This is a genomic window from Congzhengia minquanensis (assembly GCF_014384785.1).
GTDB lineage: Bacteria > Bacillota > Clostridia > UBA1381 > UBA9506 > Congzhengia > Congzhengia minquanensis.
In genome coordinates this window covers 161,637-180,492 of record NZ_JACRSU010000003.1, presented here as the reverse complement: position 1 = coordinate 180,492, position 18,856 = coordinate 161,637, and the positions used below count along the sequence as shown (strand labels likewise).

Below are 18,856 nucleotides of genomic sequence, written 5' to 3'. Positions count from 1 at the left end.
GCCTTTCTATTTTAGTGCGGCATAGCTGCTTTCCGCTATCGGCTCCAACCATTCATTTGCAGTTTCCCGTCCTGGAATTTCAACTGACAAATGAGAAAACCAGCTATCCTTTGCCGCGCCGTGCCAATGCTTGACGCCGGCAGGAATGACCACCACATCACCGGGATGCAGCTTTCGCGGCTTTTCGCCCCATGCCTGATACCAGCCGGTCCCGTCCGTGCAGAGCAAAATTTGCCCGCCGCCCTCGGCGGCTTTATGGATATGCCAATGGTTGCGGCAGCCCGGCTCAAATGTCACATTAGCAATCTTCACGCCATCATCGGTCAGCATATTTAAGTAGCTTTTCCCATCAAAATACTGTGCAAACGCCTTATTCGGCGCGCCGGTGTGAAAAAGGGATTCTTTTAAATTCATTATTTTACCTCCTGCATTTCTTTCTCTGCCCGATTGATACAGGCAATCGCATTTAAGCTGCGCGGATACCCGATATACGGCAAACATTGCGATATTACGCGCATCAAAAAGTCTTTGTCGTTGCCAATATTCATGTTCCCCTTTGCGTGGGCGGTCAACTGAGGCTCACATCCGCCCTGTGCCATCAGAAAACAAAAGGTAATCAGTTCCCTTTGTGCAAGGGATAGCCCTGTCCGGGTGTAGTAATCGCCAAAACAATTTGCCGCCAGCCAGCGGTTGATGGGTCCGGCTTTCCACGCTTCTTTCATCTGCTCACCGAAAATAACAGCTTGTATCTGCACACCTTTTTCCAGTCGGTCATCCAATGTCGTGGTTGCCTGTCCTTTCAGCGGCAGAGGGACGCCGCGTTCTGATAAAAGTTCATTGGTTCTATGCAAAAACGGCAGCATCTTGCCATATCCCAAATAGTCTGTCGCCTGATAGACAGTCTCTTTTACTGCGATGGGGGAAAGACCGCTGTCCAGCGCCTCCGCTAACACTTCCCTGTAGGCGCCCTCCGCCTGACAGCCCATCAGCGCTGCTAAAATTATCATATATCTTGTCTTGGAATCCAACTGTTGCCCCGGTTCCTGTAGTACCTCGTTTTGCAAAAAATACGCAAACCGTTCTGCAAATTCCGGGTCGGTCTCATAAATATCCATAAAAAATCTCCATTCCGCCGCCCTGCATCGGCACAAATAGTTTTTAAATTTCTCTTATCAGCAGGGCAAAGGAATGATAAGAGATCTTTTTGCCCATGTGCGTTTGCCGAAAGGAAAAAATCACACGGGCAATTCAACCCGCCGGAGGCTTAACGGGAAAGGAACTTTCCCGTTAAAACACGCCTTACAGTTCTTGATTCCCCGCCGACCAAACATGCGGCTGGTTTGCGGCAGTTTCTGTGTTCTGCGCCATTACGCCGACCAACTCGTGGGGCGTATATAATTCTTCCAAATACTTAATTTCCTCATTGCTCAACCGCAATTCTGTTGCTTTCACCGCCCCTTGCACATGGCTTGCTTTTGTCGCGCCGACAACCGGCGCTGTGACTTTTGTTAAAAGCCATGCAAGAGAAATTTCCGTCATGGAAACACCATGGTGAAATGCCAGTTCCTCCACACGTTGGACAATCCCCATATCGCGCTCCGCAGCGGCGTCATATTTGCCTTTCGCATACTCGTCCTCCATGAGCCGCTTGGAGGTCTCGCCGGGGAATTTAGAAAGCCGCCCGCCCGCAAGGGGGCTGTATGGCGTCAGGGCGATTTGTTCTTTTTGACAATAGGGATTCATTTCTTTTTCTTCCTCGCGGAAAATCAGGTTATAATGCCCCTGCATGGATATCAATTTCGCAAATCCCTCTTTTTCTGCAACCGCGTTTGCTGCTGCAAGCTGAGAAGGAAAGCAATTTGAAATGCCGATATACCGCGCTTTTCCAGCCCTTACAACCCGGTTCAGTCCTTCCATAATGTCATAAACAGGCGTGTTATAATCCCACATATGATAAATATACAAATCCACATAATCGAAGCCGAGATTGGCAAGACTGCGGTTTAAGCTGCGCTCAATATGCTGCTGTCCGGTAATCCCTTTTTTCATTTCCTCGGCTGTGCGGGGCAAGAATTTGGTTGCAATCACCACTTCGTCCCGTTTCGGCGCAAAATCCCAAAGGGCGCGGCCCAGATACTGCTCGCTTGTCCCGTTTTGATACGCAGGGGCTGTGTCAAAAAAGTTAATGCCTAAAGAAAGTCCTTGTTTGATAATCATGCGTGACTGCGCTTCGTCAACCGTCCAGGTATGCTGTCCGTTTGCTGCGTCGCCAAACCCCATACATCCCATGCAGATGCGGGATACGGTCAGGTTTGATTTTCCTAATTTCGTATATTGCATATCATTCACCTCATAATTCTTCCATCCGGCGTTTTCCCCGGCAGGGATTTCCGCATGCCACGGTATTATCCGGAATATCCTGTGCCGCCTGCTTCTAATATGCCTCTGCCCGTATCGTACCGTCCAATGCCGGAATCCGTTCCGCACCCGATTCAATCCTGCCCAGCGGGATCAGCGACGACGAATAGCTCCAATCTTTGTAAAACAGCGCAAGATTTCCCCAGGGTGCATAAATGGTTAAATCACCGGCCTTCGGAGCCGTTCCAGGCGTAGTATTGGATATATCAATCTCCTCCGGCGGATAGGCAATCTTTTCTGTGTTGTTGTAATCGCTGAAGTTCAAATCCAGCGGCAGCATAGCTGCAAGATTTTTTGCCGCATTATTCTGTTCCAGTTTAACGATGATATCGCCGTTTGCGGCAGCCAGCTTCATACGCATAAAAACCGCTTCCGTAAAATGATTGTCACGCAGCCACTCGTCAATCTGTGCCGTCCCCGTGGAGGACGTTCCGCGAAAACCGTCTGTCACCGTACTGTCCGGCGCTAATTCCCGGATTTTAGACAAGCTGCCGCTGATTCCTGTGGACCCGCTGGTGCAAAACGGCAGAATCGTTTTGCCGGATAGATCGTAACTGTCCAAAAATGTACGCACGACCGGCGGGCACTGTCCCCACCAAATGGGATAGCCCAGCAAAATCACATCATATTGCGTAACGTCTACTTCCAGCGGCTCGATGGCAGGGCGCGCATCAGAATTAAGTTCCTGATTTGCACGGCAGGAATTGTCATTGTAATTCAAGTCCGCGCTTGTGTATGGCTCTGCCGGGATGATTTCAGCCATATCGCCTCCGGCGGCTGTATGAATTTTTTCAGCAAGCGTATGCGTATTTCCCGTACAGCTAAAAAACAATGTTAATACACGTTCCGGTTTTTCTGTCGGTTCTTCCGGCAAGTCGGCAATGCGGGAAGAAAAGCACGGAATCAGCGGGGTTAAAGTAGATATGTCCCATAGGAATGTTTTGATGGAATCGGAGTGTGTCAACGCTTCTTCCAAATCCTGTGTATAATTGCCTTGAATGGTTCCGGTTCCGATATATATTTTAGTTCCAACGAGCCGTTCGTTTTGATATAACGCAACAATCAAATTTGAATTCGCAGGGCAATCAGTTGCATATGCCGCTGATTTTGTTACAGTCAATGCGGGTTCTGCCGCTGCAACGAATGAGTTTACACTGCACAACATCAAAAGCAGCGGCAACAATAAAGCAGCATACTTTCGCATTTTCATCACAACCTCCAATTATTCCACGCGGTCTATATGAACGGCAACATCGCTGTTCATAGCAGTCAGCACATCCAATCCCGTTTCAATTTGCCCCATTGGAATTAAATCATTTGAATAACTCCAATCTTTATAAAAAATAGAGAGATTTCCCCAAGGCGCATATAGTGCAACCGTTCCGGGAATCGGATCACAGCCTGCTGCCGTTTCGTCTTTCACAAGTGCTTCTTCCAAATAGCTGATTTTTTCCGTATTATTATAATCCTCAAGCATTATATTCATGGGCAGTTTGGATAAAAAATCCTGCGTGGTCGCATTGTCCTCCAGCACAACGATCACTTCGTTATTATCCCACGAAAGACGCACTTTGGTTTCCGCCATCCTTTCCGGTTCACCTACCGTTTCCCTTACAAAACCGTTGTCACGCAGCCACTCGTCAATCTGTGCCGTCCCCGTGGAGGACGTTCCGCGAAAACCGTCTGTCACCGTACTGTCCGGCGCTAATTCCCGAATTTTAGACAAGCTGCCGCCAATCCCGCTGCCACCGCTGGTGCAAAACGGCAGAATCGTTTTACCGGACAAATCGTAACTGTCTAAAAATGTACGCACAACCGGCGGACACTGCCCCCACCAAATGGGATAGCCCAGCAAAATTACATCATATTGCGAAACGTCTACTTCCAGCGGCTCGATGGCAGGGCGCGCATCGGAATTAAGTTCCTGATTTGCACGGCAGGAATTGTCATTGTAATTCAAGTCTGCACTTGTGTATGGCTCTACCGGGATAATTCTTGCCAAGTCTGCTCCGGCTGCCTGCGCAACCGTTTCTGCCAATGTTTCAGTGTTCCCGGTTGCAGAAAAGCAGATGGTCAGTGCGTGAGCGTTTGCCGGTGCAGGTGGTTCTTCCGGCTCCGGTGTAATTACAGGCTCCTTTGTGGGTTCGCTGTTTGAAAGCTCTCCCGTAATCGTAATGCGCTGTTCCTCACCGTTCCAATCCACATGAAAAGAAAATCGTTCTGCAATAAACCGAATGGGGAGCATCGTACGGTCATTCATTGTGGCAGGCGCGACATCAAGGGTATATGCTTCATTGTTGAAATAGGCAACGGGTTGATCCATGGTAAGCCTGATTTCGTTATTGTTATATCCAAGCACTGCTGTTTGCGCCGCTTCATCCCAAGAAACGGTTCCACCCATTGCTTCGATAATTGCACGAATGGGAACGAGCGTCCTGTCGTTTACCACAACCGGCACGGTGCCTCTGCCGGGATCAATTTCCAAAGTGTTGCCATTTACCGTCATCATGGAATTTCCAATCTGCAAAACAACAGAGATATTTTCTTCTGCTGTTACATTTTCCGCTGCACCGCTCGTCATGGAAAACAAACTGAGAACACAGCATAATGCCAATAAAACTGATAGAAATTTTTTCATCCTCGTAACCTCCTGAAAATATCATTTAATAACAAGCCTTTAAGACGTTTAGAATATCATCGGCGGTCATATGCTTATATCCGCCGCCCTGTACGGTAGAGTTTGCAATCAAGGGAAGCATTGCCTCTGTTGCGCCAAGTTCCCGCAAAGTCTGCGGCAGACCCAGCTCCTCAATAAATGCGGTAAGTTTCTCAATCCCTGCGTTTGCTGCATCTTCTTTTGTCATGGTGTCAGTCGGAATCTCCCACACATTGTTCGCAAAACGGACAAATTTGTCCAATCCATATGGGGATATGTACTTATAATACGGTATGGAAATCGCCGCAAGCCCTGCGCCATGGGCGCAATCGGTATATGCGCCAAGCTGGTGCTCAATCATATGTACTTCCCAATCCTGCTCTTTGGCAAGGCCGGTGACAGTATTGAGCCCAATCGCAGCACACCACATAATGTTGCTGCGTGCCTCATAGTCCTCCGGGTTTTTCAGGGCAATCCTTGCGCTGTGTATCAGGGAGCGCATCACCCCTTCGATGAGATAATCGGTGGTGTTGTCATCTGTGCCGGAAAAATACTGTTCCATCAGATGAGACATGGTATCAAAAATACCGCTTACCATTTGATATTTCGGAACGGTATAGGTGTATTCGGGATTCAAAATGGAAAACTTCGGATATACTTCCGGTGGATATACCCTGCCGTTTTTGAGCATTTTTTCCTCGTTTGTAATCACCGAGCCGCCGTTCATTTCCGAGCCGGTTCCCGCCATGGTTAAAACAGCGCCCACCGGCACAATCTCGTTATCCACGTCCTCAAAGTTGACCCAGTAGCGTTCCCACGGGTCGCCTTTGCAATAGGCGGACAGAGAAATCCCTTTGGCACAGTCAATGACCGAGCCGCCGCCAACCGCCAAAATCAAATGAACTTGGTGTTCGCGGACGAGCCTTGCGCCCTCAAGCATTTGTGTATAGGTCGGGTTCGATTTGATGCCGGAAAGCTCGACAACGGTTTTTCCTGCTTTTTGTAAAACAGCGGTTATCTCATCATAAAGACCGCTTTTCTTCACAGAACCCTTCCCATAAACCAGTAATACCGTATCGCCGTAGTTTGCAAGTTCTGCCGGCAAGTGTTCCAGCGCCGTCTTTCCAAAATAAATTTTGGTTGGGTTGTGGTAATAAAAGTCCAGTTTCATTGCTTATTTCCTCCTTAAACCGTTTCCATCCTACGCTTTGATAGGATGAAGAAACATTTTTTTGTCACACATGTTTTGTATATGTTCATTCCAATTTTCTTTTGCAATATCTTCAATAGACACAGAAACAAATTTTTTATCAATGCCCAATTCATCGGCTGCAAACCTTTGTATTTTTACTGCAAGTTCTTTTTTCGCAGTATCATCCCGTCCGGGAATCATTGTAATATCAATATGTGGCATATCTCACCACCTCCTTTTTACTCGTTTCCTGCAATATAATTTTCTTTGAGCCAGTTGCTGATATCTTGGGCGAGGGAGGAACCGCCTGAATAATGAACGGACAAGGCGTCCCTCATAGCAGCGCTTGGCACCAGTTTCGAAATTGCGGTTAGGCTTTGCCCAAATCTGCCGCCTTCAATCAAAACAAAATTTTCCGGAAATTGCACATTCACTGCCTCCTGCATCCCATTCGTTACAGGCGTATCTGCATTAGACGCTTTTTCTGCCTGATTACATGCCGCAAAAGAAAAAACGAGCAGGCAAGAGAGAAGTAACGAAAGATATTTTTTCATAAAGCAGCTCTCTATTTTGCAAGCCCAATCTCGTCCAGCCATGCTTTGACCGCATGTTCAGGATTAGACGAAGAACTGCTGCCGATGTGAAGCCCCTTTGTTACAGCCGCACCCGATTCAAGGCTTTTTATTTCATTTACCGTATTGGAAAGCCCGCTGCCTCCGCTGGTACAGAATGGCGCGATCGTTTTCCCCGATAGGTCATAGCTGTCAAAAAAGGTGTAAAGTATCATCGGCATGTCGCCCCACCAATTCGGGAAACCCACATAAACCACATCATACTGCGCGATGTTTTCAATGCTGCCGGAAATGGCCGGTCGGGCGTCTGCTCTTTGTTCCTCCTGCGCAAAATCCACAACCGTGTCATAATCATCGCTATATGGCGTTTGCGGGATGATTTCAAATATATCTGCATCCGTTTGGTTTTGAATGGATTTCGCGACATTTTCGGTATTGCCCGACCATGAGAAATAAACAACCAGTGATTTGGAAATGCCCTCCGTCGTTTCAGCAGAAACCTCTTGATTTTCCGGGTTCTCCGTAGGCACAGGGCTTGGCGTATTTTCTTGCGGTTCCGTCGAAGGAACCTCTTTGTTGGTTGTGTTGCTGCTGCAAGCCGCACCGGAGAGCAGCATTGTAAAAATCATCAGAAAAGAACATAGTTTTCTCATTTTCAAAACTCCTTTCAAAAATTTTATTTCATAATCCGCAAATGGATTTGTGTACTTGCTTGGGTAAATGGGCCGCTGTTTTCCAAAATATCAATCATGTTTTCATTTTTTTCAAAAAGCGCGGTGGTTCCCATTTCCTTTAAGGCTTTGTTTCGTTCCATATCATACGTGTTTCTTTCCCCTCTTTCTATTTTTGCTGGTTTCTTTGAATTTCAAACCGCAGATAATCCAAACGGTCTAATTGCCTTTCTCGAAAATGAATTTCATCCAGCGTTCCAGTTCTCTTGGTATTCAGCATATCTAATCTTTCTTTTTCTGTAGACGGGCCTGCATACAGCAGCTCCATATATTTTCTGACCTCGTTCTTGGTAAAGCCTATGTCATGGAGCGTCATAATGGTGCTTAAGCGCTCTATATCGCTGTCATCATAATTCCACATTCCCATAACCTTTTCCACCTCGCCGCACAGCCCCCAGCTTTCGTATTCCTTTAGAATGTTGATGGGAATATGGTAACGGTTGCTTGCTTCATCCATCGTCATTTCAATCACCTTTCCTTTGGTTATGCATAAAAAATATAGGCGCTCCTTTTCGGAACACCTATATTATATATCCATCTTTATGAAATGTCTAATACTTATAAACTATTATTAGAAATGCCTTTTAAGCATGTCTTTGCAAACTCAATAAACTCTGCTGTTGCGCGTGAGAATACCTGATCCTTTTTTCTGATGATAAACGAACTCGATTCAATTTTCGGCGATAGAGGAATAAACTTACAGTTATCATATGTACAGTTAAGTTTTACACAGATTGCAGCTCCCATTCCAGCTGATACAAGTGCCGACATATTATATAATAGATTTCCTCCAGCAGCAATGTTCAAATCATTGGCATTGGTTCCGAGCCATTTGCCATACATTTCTTTTACCGGATCTCTTGAGGATATAATAATCGGAAAGTCTTTCAAATCCTCCGGTGTTAAAAATTCTTTTGCCGCAAAATCTGAATCGCTGCGCACGAGCGCGCCCCATACTTCCTTTTGATTTATTGAAATAAAATCGTACTTACCGATATTGATTGGTTCTGACACGAGTGCAATATCCAAAAGACCGCGCTCAATATAATCATGGATGTTGGAGGCGTTACCGCTGTAAATGGAATACTTTACAAGCGGATGCCTTTTATGAAATGCGCTGATAAGCTCGGATAAAAACGCCGTTGCCTGAAATTCGCCGCTGCCTATTGCAATTTCTCCAGTCAACATCTGCTCGCCGTGGTTTAAGTCAACTTTTGTTTTCTCGGCAAGCGCTATAATTTCCTGCGCCCTGCGTTTTAATATCATGCCGTCCTCGGTTAAAATGATGTGATGGTTGCTCCTTTGGAACAGCTTGACGCCAAGTTCTTCCTCAAGCTGCGCAATCTGCCGCGATAACGTCGGCTGCGTCACATGCAGGTTTTGTGCCGCCTTTGTGATATTTTCTTCTCTTGCAACCGCTAAAAAATAATTTAATACCCGAAACTCCATCCGCTTCACCTCACAAAAAATAAAATTTTTTTGTCGTCTTTAGAAAAACGCTGTTATGATATAATCATAACACAAAAATGCAATTACTTCAATGCATTTCATTCAGATATATTTTCTGTATTTACGTTTTTTCTATTCTTAATTATCCGCTGTTTTATCGGCTGTGTCTTGTTCGCTAACAAAGCTTTTAACCAGTATAATATTCGGTTTTCCAAGACCTTGCCGCTTTTGCTCGATTAACTCAATTTCATTATCCAATTCATCCAGTAACTTCGCCGCTTTTTATCTTGCATACCTCAAATCATCAATAATTTCATCGAGTGTATAAATAATATATACTCTGTTGTTATCATCAAACCATCTGTTTTTAACAGACAGGCTCATACGATCCAGCATAGACCATATAACACCTTTGCTACTGTGGATATGCTCTTGAAACGCTTGTCCTTAAACAAAATTTTTGGGTTGCGATAAAAAGTAAATTGTTCGCTTTCATTGCCGTAAAAATATTCAAAAGTCATCAATCAAGGCTCCTTTCAAAAAGTCTTATATATAACAAAAGACAGCCTTTTTTCAAAGACTGTCTAATCGTCTTCGTATTTGGTTTTTTGTGTGTTTATCACAGAAATTTGGCAGTCATATCAAGGCTCTTTCCTGCAAATGTAGTAAATAAGTAATAAATCTAATGTAAAAATCTGTGATGAATCCCACAGTATCATGTTTTTAGCTCATTAACTGTTTTTTTTGCGAATTTATATTGAATGCACCGAAACACAATTTTCACCGCTCCAAATTTTCTTAGCTGTCCACGGACTGTCTGCCTCTGTCCAAAACGGGTGTGACGCAGGAAGCCCCAGCGGCAAAAACACTGTTGTGCATAAATACAGGCTTCCGGTTGAAATATAGGGTTCACCAATCGCCGGCTGGCTGCCGCAAACGCCGATTTTAAGCCATCCTTCATGGTCAAAATTTTCAAACTGCATCACCTTTTGAATCACAGCGGTAAGGGCGCAGCGCACCTGTCCATAAGATAAGTCAGGCTCTAACAGATTTTGCAAAGCAGCCTGTGACAGCGCCTGAAACGCCCCGAACCGGTAGGCGGAAGACCGGCCGATTACGGGGTAAGAACCGTCTGTGCCGATTAGTCCCTCCAAAACCGAAGCATGGTGGGAAAACCGTTTTTTTACGATTTCTGTAACCTCCGCCCAATCTTCATACTCATGCCCCACGGTGTTTAAAATATCCACCAGCATGGGCTGAATGACAAAACTGTTATAATAATCAAAATGAAACTCGTTTCCGTCGCCATAAACCCCGTCGCCCTTATACCACTGCATGTGCTGTTTCACGGCAAAGTCAATGCGCATAGAATCCCAGTCTGCTTCTCCTGCATAATAGAAAAATGCTTCAATCATTGCCGAAAACAACAGCCAGTTATTGTAGTACGGTTTTCTGGTTCTTGTTTTTTTTAGCTGTAAAATCAGATTTTTCTTTGTCTCTTTCTCTAACGGTTCAAACAATTCCTCTGGAGCCCGCAGAAGGCCGTGGCACAAAAAAGCCGCGTCCACAATAGGCTGTGCGCCTGTTTCAAAGTTCATAAAATCAGAACAGCCCGGTGTAACGGCATTTTTAATTGCCGTTCTTGCGGCGGCCGCAAGCCCTTGCCGTTTTTGCTCCTCACCGCACGTCAGCCCTTTGCACGCAAGCCACGGCGCAATGCCGCAAAGCGTGCGTCCCAACGCTTCAAGATATGTATATTGCCCGCGCCCGTCATCTTCCTGCCTGCATTCCACAGGCATCTGTTTCCGCAAAGAATCCTTCTCCAGCGCGAAAATCACCGGGCCTGCAATTTTCAGCATGGTGTCAACCCAATACGACCTGACTGTTTCCATAAATTCCGCCTGCTTTCATAAATAATCTGATATGAGCTAGCTTTTACTCTTCCAGATAGCGCAGTGCAATTTTTTCCACGCCGTCCCGCTCCCCTGGTGCTGCAAAATAGTTGTCCGAATTCTCCTTGCTGATTTCTGTTTTTTGTGGATAGGGATAAACCGGGCGGCAAAAATCGTTATCGTCGCCGTTTTGCCGAACGGCATACAGCACCTCAGGCGCAGCGCCTTGCTCCCGCCACGCGACCACAGCGTCCAAGGGGGCTTTTAACACGCCTTCTTCCATATGCTTCACAAATTGCGCCCCCGGCCCCTCTGTGCCGTGGCCCATACCGGGAATTAAAAAATACCGGGCGAAATCCATTGTCTGCATCAAGCCATTTTGATTTTCAATCACCCGTTCATAATAGCTGACTGCATCCTGAAACGGCACAAGCGGGTCTGACGAGCCCGAATACATAATCAGCTTGCTGCCGCGATTTTGAAAGGCGCGCAAATCCGCATTGTTGGCATTCACATGCTTTGCCAGCGCCTTTTGATAGACGTCCATATCACGGTCAAAGTCAAACTTCATGTAATCATAGTCTTTTCCGAACACCCACCGAAACACATAAAACAGCCCCTCTGCACCCTCTAACCTTTGCTGGCTTAAAATTCCCGGAGCGGTAAATTCGCTTCCAAAGGGTATGGGCGTATAAATGCGCTCACCGGTTCTTGGATTTATCGGGCCTTGATAAATCTTTCGCAGGGCCATGACCTGTTCTTCCGTCAGCGACGCATCGTTTTTTCTTGCAAGGCAAATGATCTCTTCCGCGGCTGCCTCATCTGCACGGGGGTCTGGTATAAACGCGTCTGGCTTCACGCTGCCCTTCTTTTTTTGAAACCAATCTACTGCTGTTTTCGTTAAATTTTGAACCTGCTCTTTCGTAAACATATCGCCGCCGTCGGCTGTGTGCATTGCCTGATAGTTCCAAAGAAAATAGGCATGCAGCAGCGTGCGGTTGTTGGCCGGCACCCCGGCGACAATTCCGTCATAGTCGTTCGGATACCGCTGCGCTAATGATAACGCCTGCTGGCCTCCTGTGGAGCAGCCTACAAAATAAGAAAATTCTGCAGATCTGCCATAAAACCGCTCAAGAAGTTCCTTTGACACGGTCGTCATCAAATGGGTGGCGCGGTGTCCGAAATCCGCCCAGCGTTCCGGCTCACCGATTAAATCGTCAACATTTGGCGAAGTGCCCATGTCGGTGTTTGCCACCGCATAGCCTTCCCGTACCCCGTCTGCCAGCGCTTCATAAGAAATCCGCCCGGCGCTTCCGCCGTTTCCCGTGCCTAAAAATCTGCCGTTCCAGTTTTCTGCCGGCAGCCAAAGCTCAGCCCTGATAAACGATACGGGAGACGGCCGCATGACAAAGCGGACAGCGCACAGCTTTGGCAGCCGCTCAAACGTCCTGCCGTCCGGCAGCACTACCGTGCCTTGATCAGTCTGCACCGCTTCAGTAATTTCGCAGTTTTCAATCTTTATGTTTAAAAGTTCATTTATTTTTAACTTTTCCATCTTCGTCCTCTCTCTTTACTCGATGATGGCGGAACAGCAACGGTCTTATTGCATCAATTCCGCTGCTTTTCTTAAATTTTCCACAGCCATTGAAGGCATTCTTCCCAAACCGTCCGGCCCCATGTTCAAAAGGTAATTCACGCCCAAACTGTTCAGCTTTTTCCGGTTTTCCGCTATGGCCTCAGGCGTTTTCCAGTTTTGGTCGTAATACCGAAATCCCCAGCTGTCGTTCATGGTTCCGGCTGTTTCATACAGGCCGTAGGGCGAAAATTTATAGCCGGCAAGGTCGTTCATGTTCTGGCTTTCCAGAGCCTCTTCCGGCGGCTCCTGAGGAATCTCGTTGTCCCCTAAAGACACATAGTCATAAGCCCCGTTGCCAATGCGGGAATTAATCAGGCAATTCGGCTGATAATGCTTTACCAGGTTGTTTAATTCCAGGCTCTGCGCCGGCGAAATGGTGTGGGGCACGTCGAACCAGATTAAACACAAATCTCCGTAACCCGTTAAAATCTCTTCCACCTGGGGCTTAATTTTCTCTGCAAAGCAACGGTCAAAATTCTTTTTTTCCGCATCTTTAAAATCCCATGAATTGTCCCACGACACGCCTGCGCAAGGCTCGTGGTTGGTGTAGCCGCCTCCGTTTGGCTCATGCCAGTCAAGCTCCTGGGAATAATAAAGGCCGAATTTCAGCCCGTGCTTATAACAGGCCTCCGCCAGCTCCGCCGTAATGTCCCGGCCAAAAGGCGTGGCGTCAACCACGTTGAACTTGTCCGCTTTTGAGTGATACATGGCAAATCCCTCGTGATGCTTCGAAGTCATAACAAAATATTGCATTCCGCAGTCCTTTGCCAGACGAATCCATTCCTCCGCATCAAAATAAATTGGATTGAATACACGTGTCAGTTCGTCATACGCGCGGTTGGGGATCGCGCAGTAGGACTGAATCCACTCCGCATACGTTTTGACCCGTGTTCCGCGGTATTCGCCGCCCAATACAGAATACAGCCCAAAATGAACCATCATTCCAAATTCTGCTTTGCGGAACCATTCTTTATTATCCATTTCACACAACTCCTTCATTTTGTTCTATTCAAAAATGACCTTTTGACAAATTTGTCAAAAGGTCATAATCAATTTGGCGGAGAGGGAGGGATTCGAACCCTCGGAACGCTATTAACGTTCACACGATTTCCAATCGTGCGCCTTAGGCCAGCTCAGCCACCTCTCCATGTGCTTTAATCACACAAAAAATATTATAGCAAATCTTTGTGAAAATGTCAAGAAAAATTTGTTGGCGTGCTTCTGGTTTTTGTATATGTATTTCTAAAAATCTTTTGCCTATCCCTTGACAAAGCACAATATATATGGTATCATAATCTGCGTAATACAAGTTTTTGTGTGACTGACGGATGAGTGGAGTTTACCACGGGGAGCACAAAAGTAAAAAATAGCCGACCGTCTGGGCAGATTCACATTTTGTGAGTCTGTTTTTTGTTTACTTAAAAAAGGAGGAACAAACATGATTCAAGCATGGAGGAATTTTCAATCCGGAAACTGGAAAGACACCATTGACGTGCGTGATTTTATCCAGAAAAACTATTCACCTTATGCAGGCGGAGCAGACTTTTTATCAGGCCCCACAGACAGAACGAAAAAATTAAACGAAAAATTAAATAACTTGCTCGCAAAAGAACGGGAAAAAGGCGGCGTTTTAGATGTAGACACAGAAACCGTGTCGTCTTTAGACACGTTTGCCGCAGGCTATCTTGATAAGGAAAATGAGCTGATTGTAGGTCTTCAGACCGACGCGCCCTTAAAGCGCGCGGTGAATCCGTTCGGTGGAATTCGCATGTCCCGCGAGGCCTGTAAAAGCTATGGCTATGAGCTTTCCGATAAAATTGAAACTGAGTTTCAATATAGAACCACCCACAACGACGGTGTGTTCCGCGTGTACACCGACGAAATGCGCCGTGCAAGAAAAAGCGGCGTTATTACCGGTCTTCCCGACGCCTACGGCCGTGGCAGAATTATCGGCGACTACCGGAGGGTGGCGCTTTACGGCGTTGACCGTTTAATTTCAGAAAAAGAAAAGGATAACAACCTTTTGGCGCAAAAGGATATGACGGAAGACACCATTAAACTGCGGGAGGAAGTTTTCCGCCAGATTGACTTTTTAAAACGTTTAAAAACCATGGCCGCCTCCTATGGGTTTGACATCAGCCGTCCTGCTGAAACTGCAAAAGAGGCCATTCAGTGGCTCTATTTCGGATACTTAGGCGCCATTAAAGAACAAAACGGCGCTGCAATGTCCCTGGGCAGAACAAGCACCTTTTTAGATATTTACATTGAACGGGATTTAAACAACGGCTCTCTAACCGAAGAACAGGCCCAGGAATTGATGGACGATTTTGTTATGAAACTGCGCATGGCAAGGCACTTAAGAACCCCCGCCTATAACGAGCTGTTCGGCGGCGACCCCATGTGGATTACCGAAGGCTTGGGCGGCATGGGGGAAGACGGCAGAACTTTGGTTACCAAAAACAGCTTTCGCATGTTAAACACCCTGTTTAACTTAGGCCCGTCGGCAGAACCGAACCTGACGGTTTTATGGTCAAACAGCCAGCCCGAAGGGTTTTCGAAATTCTGCGCAAAGGTGTCTGTAAAAACCAATTCCATTCAATATGAAAACGACGACGTAATGCGTCCCATTTATGGCGACGACTACGCCATTGCCTGCTGTGTTTCCGCCATGAAAGTCGGCAAGCAGATGCAGTTTTTTGGGGCGCGGTGCAACCTGCCAAAGCTGCTGCTTTTAAGCTTAAACGGAGGAACAGACCCCATGAGCGGCATTTCCTTAGGACCGAAAGAAGACGTTTATCCCGAGGAATTCTTAGACTATGATAAAGTAATGGAGCGGTTCCGCCGCTACCGCGCATGGCTGTGCAGGCTTTATGTCAACACAATGAACGTCATTCACTGCATGCACGACAAATATGCCTACGAAAAAATTCAAATGGCCCTGCACGACACCGATGTGGAACGTTTTATGGCCTTTGGCGTTGCCGGTCTGTCTGTTTTGGCAGACTCGCTGAGCGCCATTCAATATGCAAAGGTGCGCCCGATTCGAAATGAAGACGGCTATATTGTAGACTTTGAAACTACCGGCGATTTTCCCAAGTTTGGAAACGACGACGACCGCGTAGATTTCATTGCAAAACAAATGGTGGAAGAAACCATTTCCGAGCTGCGCAAAACCCCGGCCTACCGCGGGGCAATTCACACCCTATCTGTGCTCACCATCACGTCTAACGTGGTGTATGGCAAAAAAACCGCCGCAACGCCTGACGGCAGAAAAAGCGGCGAACCGTTCGCACCCGGCGCGAACCCTATGCACAACCGGGAAACCAACGGTGCGCTGGCATCGTTAAACTCTGTGGCCAAGCTGCCCTATGAAGCATGCCGCGACGGAATCTCCAACACCTTTTCCATTGTGCCCGACTCGCTGGGCAAAACCGATGAGGAACGCTGCGGCAACCTGGTTTCCATTTTAAAGGGATATTTTGCAAAACGCGCCCACCACATTAACGTAAATGTAATGACAAAGGAACAGCTGATAGAGGCGTATAACGACCCGGCTGCCTATCCGAATATGACGATTCGTGTGTCAGGCTATGCGGTAAACTTTCACAAGCTTTCCCGGGAACAGCAAAAAGAAGTGATCAGCCGCACGTTCCACATGTCGTTGTAACTTACGGAGGCAAGCTATGACCGGAAAAATTCACAGCTTTCAGTCCCTCGGCACGTTAGACGGGCCGGGGGTGCGGTTTGTGGTATTTTTGCACGGCTGCAATCTGCACTGCGGCTATTGCCACAATATTGACGTGTGCCGGGGAGATTTTAACGAGTTCACCCCGGAGGAGATTTTAGAAAAAATTTTAAGGTGCAAAGCATATTTCGGCCAAAATGGCGGCGTTACCGTTTCCGGCGGCGAGCCGCTTTTACAGGCTGAATTTGTGACAGCGCTATTAAAACTGTGCAAGAAAAACGGAATTCACACCGCACTGGATACCTCGGGCAGCATTTTAACCGATGGGGCATTAAAACTCCTTGACTTCTGCGACTTGGTGCTTTTAGACATAAAAATGACCGACGACCACTCTTACCGCACCCACATCGGCTGCGGAATGAACGCCCCCCTTTCATTTTTAGATGAGCTTGAAAAACGGCAAATTCCCTGCTGGGTCCGTCACGTGGTAGTCGGCGGCTTAAACGACACAGCAGAAAATATTTTGCGGTTAAAATCGCTCCTTTCAGACAAAACCTGCGTTCAAAAGGTTGAACTTTTGCCATTCCGCAAACTGTGCGCACAAAAGTATGAAACTATGGGAATTCCTTTTCCATTTGTTTCATATCATCAGCCGGAAACAGACACAATGAAAAAATTAAATGAAGTTTTAAACGGCGGCAAGTAGTTGTCCGCCGTTTTTCGCAAGATAATAAAAATTTTAGACAATATTTCGATATAATTTTAAAAATCGGTTGAATATAATGAGGTTATGAAATCAATGAAAGCGTGGGGATTGATATGCTTTACAGGGAAATGAAACGGCGGGTAACGTTAGACAAGTGGAGCGTGCACAGTTATTATACGCTGAATCCATATGCGCCGGACGGCTCCGGCAGGCTGCTTTTTGCAGCGGCAGACTTTGAAACGGGAACGGGCAAGGTTTATATTGCCGATAACGATGGCAAAGTTGTGGACAGCTTCGGCGAAAACAAATATTCGTCCAGCTTTTTCCACACGGGTTTTTGGCAGACCTGGAGTCCCGACTGCCGGTTTGTATATTACCAGAGCGGTACAAACACCGTGCCGTATATTGTGCGCAGAGAGCTTTCCACCGGACTAGAAACACGCGTAGCAGGCGACATGGAGGGCGCCCCGACTGACGGCGGCCCAATTGTTTCGGGCTTTATGGGAATGTTGTATGCCGCAGGCTATGGCACGCTGGAATATCATCCGGAGGACGCGCCCTTTCCCTTTCAGGCGCGGAATGAGCACGGCTTGTTTCAATATGACATGGACAAGGGTACCAGAAAGCTGATCTTATCGGTGAATGATGTGTTAAACAGCCACGTGCACAAAAACCGGCTTTTGGAAACCGACCGGGAAATGAAACAGATCTACGGCCAAAGCGACGGGCTTACCCTAATGTGTTACTGCCTGCGCTGGAACCGCCAGGGAGACAAATGTTTGTTTTACTTCGGCAACCACACGGTGAAAAACGTCCGGCGCGAGCCGCGCATTGGCTATGTGTTCACTGCAAACCGCGATTTTACAGAACTTCATATGGCGGTGGATTTAAGCTACAATCGCCCCGGTGTTCATTGGGGCTGGCACCCGGACGGGAAGCATCTTTTGGGATATGGCCCGGTGCCCGGCGACGAAACGAAAATGTGCCTTGCCATGGTAAACTATGACGGCACGGGCTACACAAAAATCAGCAAAGTCCAAACCGGCGGGCATCCGTCCATCAGCCCAGCAGATTATAATTTGATTGTGACCGACAGCCGCAAAACGCCCGACGGACAGGGACAGCTTTTGTTTATTGACAAAAGAAGCGACGAAATAAAAAAATGTTATCACATCCCTTGTAAAAACCGCGAGGCGGTGCCCCCAGGCCGCAACCGCCATTTTATCTGCCACCACCCTGTGTTTAACGCCGACGGCTCAAAGCTTTTGTTTAACGTGATGTGCGGTGAAAACTCCCAGCTTTATGAGCTTGACATGGGGAGCGTGGAACTATGAGCATTTGGATCTGGCTGGACGGCGGCGTGTCATACCAGCAGAACAAAACAAGAGGTCAGAAAATAAGCTGCTGGTTTGGGCGGCGTTTGGCCCTGCGCCACAAAAATGTGACGGTTCACAAAACCTGCCGCATCAGCCCTGAAAGCAGAATCAACCCAAAAGGCGGCACAATTTCCATTGGCGCCGGCACCTCGGTTTCTTATAACACGGCAATTCAGGGGGACGTTTCCATTGGCTGCGGAAGCTCGGTGAACGCCAACTGCACCATTGTGGGATATGGCAAAGAGGGACAGGTGACCATCGGCAGCAACGTGCGCATTGCCGCAAACGCCATGATGATTGCAGGGAACCACGTGTTTGATGATGTAAACACACCCATCTGCAAGCAGGGAATTCGGCCCGCTCCCATTACCATTCATGACGACGTGTGGATTGCAGGCAGAGTGAATATCACCGCAGGCGTCACAATTGGAAAAGGCGCTGTCATTGCCGCCGGCGCCGTTGTGACGAAGGACATTCCGCCTTACAGCGTGGCGGCAGGCGTGCCTGCAAAAGTGATAAAAATGAGGATTTAAAAACACGGCA

Annotated in this window: 19 protein-coding genes, 1 tRNA gene, 1 pseudogene and 1 riboswitch; of the genes and pseudogenes, 4 read left to right on the top strand and 17 right to left on the bottom strand. The window is 47.2% G+C overall.

Going from position 1 to position 18,856, the window contains the following annotated elements; translation table 11 throughout:
- Positions 1-6: 6 nt before the first annotated feature.
- From H8698_RS08655 to H8698_RS08575, 17 genes and pseudogenes are all read right to left on the bottom strand, one after another.
- Positions 7-414 (bottom strand): cupin domain-containing protein, encoded by a 408-nt coding sequence (locus H8698_RS08655; protein ID WP_249312829.1) that lies wholly within the window; start codon positions 412-414, stop codon positions 7-9.
- Positions 414-1,115, bottom strand: a complete 702-nt coding sequence (locus tag H8698_RS08650; protein WP_249312828.1) for a carboxymuconolactone decarboxylase family protein — start codon at positions 1,113-1,115, stop codon at positions 414-416. Before H8698_RS08650 ends, H8698_RS08655 begins: the two co-directional genes overlap by 1 nt.
- Before the next feature lie 184 nt (positions 1,116-1,299).
- Complete coding sequence (locus tag H8698_RS08645) at positions 1,300-2,340, bottom strand: aldo/keto reductase (RefSeq protein WP_249312827.1); 1,041 nt, start codon at positions 2,338-2,340, stop codon at positions 1,300-1,302.
- Positions 2,341-2,434: 94 nt separating this feature from the next.
- Complete coding sequence (locus H8698_RS08640) at positions 2,435-3,628, bottom strand: flavodoxin (RefSeq protein ID WP_249312826.1); 1,194 nt, start codon at positions 3,626-3,628, stop codon at positions 2,435-2,437.
- Between the two features lie 12 nt (positions 3,629-3,640).
- Positions 3,641-5,056, bottom strand: coding sequence for a flavodoxin (locus H8698_RS08635; protein WP_249312825.1), 1,416 nt, complete (start codon positions 5,054-5,056; stop codon positions 3,641-3,643).
- A 25-nt stretch (positions 5,057-5,081) separates the two neighbouring features.
- Positions 5,082-6,245, bottom strand: a complete 1,164-nt coding sequence (locus tag H8698_RS08630; protein WP_177680127.1) for an iron-containing alcohol dehydrogenase — start codon at positions 6,243-6,245, stop codon at positions 5,082-5,084.
- Between the two features lie 30 nt (positions 6,246-6,275).
- Positions 6,276-6,488, bottom strand: coding sequence for a tautomerase family protein (locus H8698_RS08625; RefSeq protein WP_249312824.1), 213 nt, complete (start codon positions 6,486-6,488; stop codon positions 6,276-6,278).
- A 17-nt stretch (positions 6,489-6,505) separates the two neighbouring features.
- Positions 6,506-6,820 (bottom strand): hypothetical protein, encoded by a 315-nt coding sequence (locus H8698_RS08620; protein ID WP_249312823.1) that lies wholly within the window; start codon positions 6,818-6,820, stop codon positions 6,506-6,508.
- Positions 6,821-6,831: 11 nt separating this feature from the next.
- Positions 6,832-7,491: a flavodoxin gene (locus H8698_RS08615; protein WP_249312822.1), complete on the bottom strand. Its 660-nt coding sequence runs from the start codon at positions 7,489-7,491 to the stop codon at positions 6,832-6,834.
- 23 nt (positions 7,492-7,514) lie between these two features.
- The gene (locus tag H8698_RS08610; RefSeq protein ID WP_249312821.1) at positions 7,515-7,652 is read right to left on the bottom strand and encodes a hypothetical protein; all 138 of its coding nucleotides are present in this window, start codon (positions 7,650-7,652) and stop codon (positions 7,515-7,517) included.
- Between the two features lie 26 nt (positions 7,653-7,678).
- On the bottom strand, positions 7,679-8,032 hold the full coding sequence (locus H8698_RS08605) for a MerR family transcriptional regulator (RefSeq protein WP_249312820.1): 354 nt from the start codon (positions 8,030-8,032) through the stop codon (positions 7,679-7,681).
- Between the two features lie 95 nt (positions 8,033-8,127).
- Positions 8,128-9,018, bottom strand: a complete 891-nt coding sequence (locus H8698_RS08600; protein WP_177680132.1) for a LysR family transcriptional regulator — start codon at positions 9,016-9,018, stop codon at positions 8,128-8,130.
- A 138-nt stretch (positions 9,019-9,156) separates the two neighbouring features.
- A pseudogene (locus tag H8698_RS13560) lies at positions 9,157-9,402 on the bottom strand (replication initiator protein A).
- A gap of 368 nt (positions 9,403-9,770) precedes the next feature.
- Positions 9,771-10,910, bottom strand: coding sequence for a DUF2264 domain-containing protein (locus tag H8698_RS08590; protein WP_249312819.1), 1,140 nt, complete (start codon positions 10,908-10,910; stop codon positions 9,771-9,773).
- A 43-nt stretch (positions 10,911-10,953) separates the two neighbouring features.
- Positions 10,954-12,465 carry a tannase/feruloyl esterase family alpha/beta hydrolase gene (locus H8698_RS08585; protein WP_249312818.1) on the bottom strand — a complete coding sequence of 504 codons (1,512 nt, stop codon included), beginning with the start codon at positions 12,463-12,465 and terminating at the stop codon, positions 10,954-10,956.
- Positions 12,466-12,510: 45 nt separating this feature from the next.
- Positions 12,511-13,527 (bottom strand): alpha-L-fucosidase, encoded by a 1,017-nt coding sequence (locus H8698_RS08580; RefSeq protein WP_249312817.1) that lies wholly within the window; start codon positions 13,525-13,527, stop codon positions 12,511-12,513.
- A gap of 74 nt (positions 13,528-13,601) precedes the next feature.
- A tRNA-Ser gene (locus tag H8698_RS08575) sits at positions 13,602-13,693 on the bottom strand.
- Positions 13,694-13,853: 160 nt separating this feature from the next.
- A riboswitch (ZMP/ZTP riboswitch) is annotated at positions 13,854-13,937 on the top strand.
- A 47-nt stretch (positions 13,938-13,984) separates the two neighbouring features.
- Here H8698_RS08575 and pflB point away from each other — a divergent pair.
- From pflB to H8698_RS08555, 4 genes are all read left to right on the top strand, one after another.
- The gene (pflB, locus tag H8698_RS08570; RefSeq protein WP_249312816.1) at positions 13,985-16,213 is read left to right on the top strand and encodes a formate C-acetyltransferase; all 2,229 of its coding nucleotides are present in this window, start codon (positions 13,985-13,987) and stop codon (positions 16,211-16,213) included.
- Positions 16,214-16,229: 16 nt separating this feature from the next.
- Positions 16,230-16,937 carry a pyruvate formate-lyase-activating protein gene (gene pflA, locus H8698_RS08565; protein ID WP_249312815.1) on the top strand — a complete coding sequence of 236 codons (708 nt, stop codon included), beginning with the start codon at positions 16,230-16,232 and terminating at the stop codon, positions 16,935-16,937.
- Positions 16,938-17,050: 113 nt separating this feature from the next.
- Complete coding sequence (locus tag H8698_RS08560; protein ID WP_249312814.1) at positions 17,051-18,271, top strand: TolB-like translocation protein; 1,221 nt, start codon at positions 17,051-17,053, stop codon at positions 18,269-18,271.
- Positions 18,268-18,846: an acyltransferase gene (locus tag H8698_RS08555; RefSeq protein ID WP_249313416.1), complete on the top strand. Its 579-nt coding sequence runs from the start codon at positions 18,268-18,270 to the stop codon at positions 18,844-18,846. The genes H8698_RS08560 and H8698_RS08555 overlap by 4 nt, the downstream gene beginning before the upstream one ends.
- The last annotated feature ends 10 nt before the right edge of the window (positions 18,847-18,856 follow it).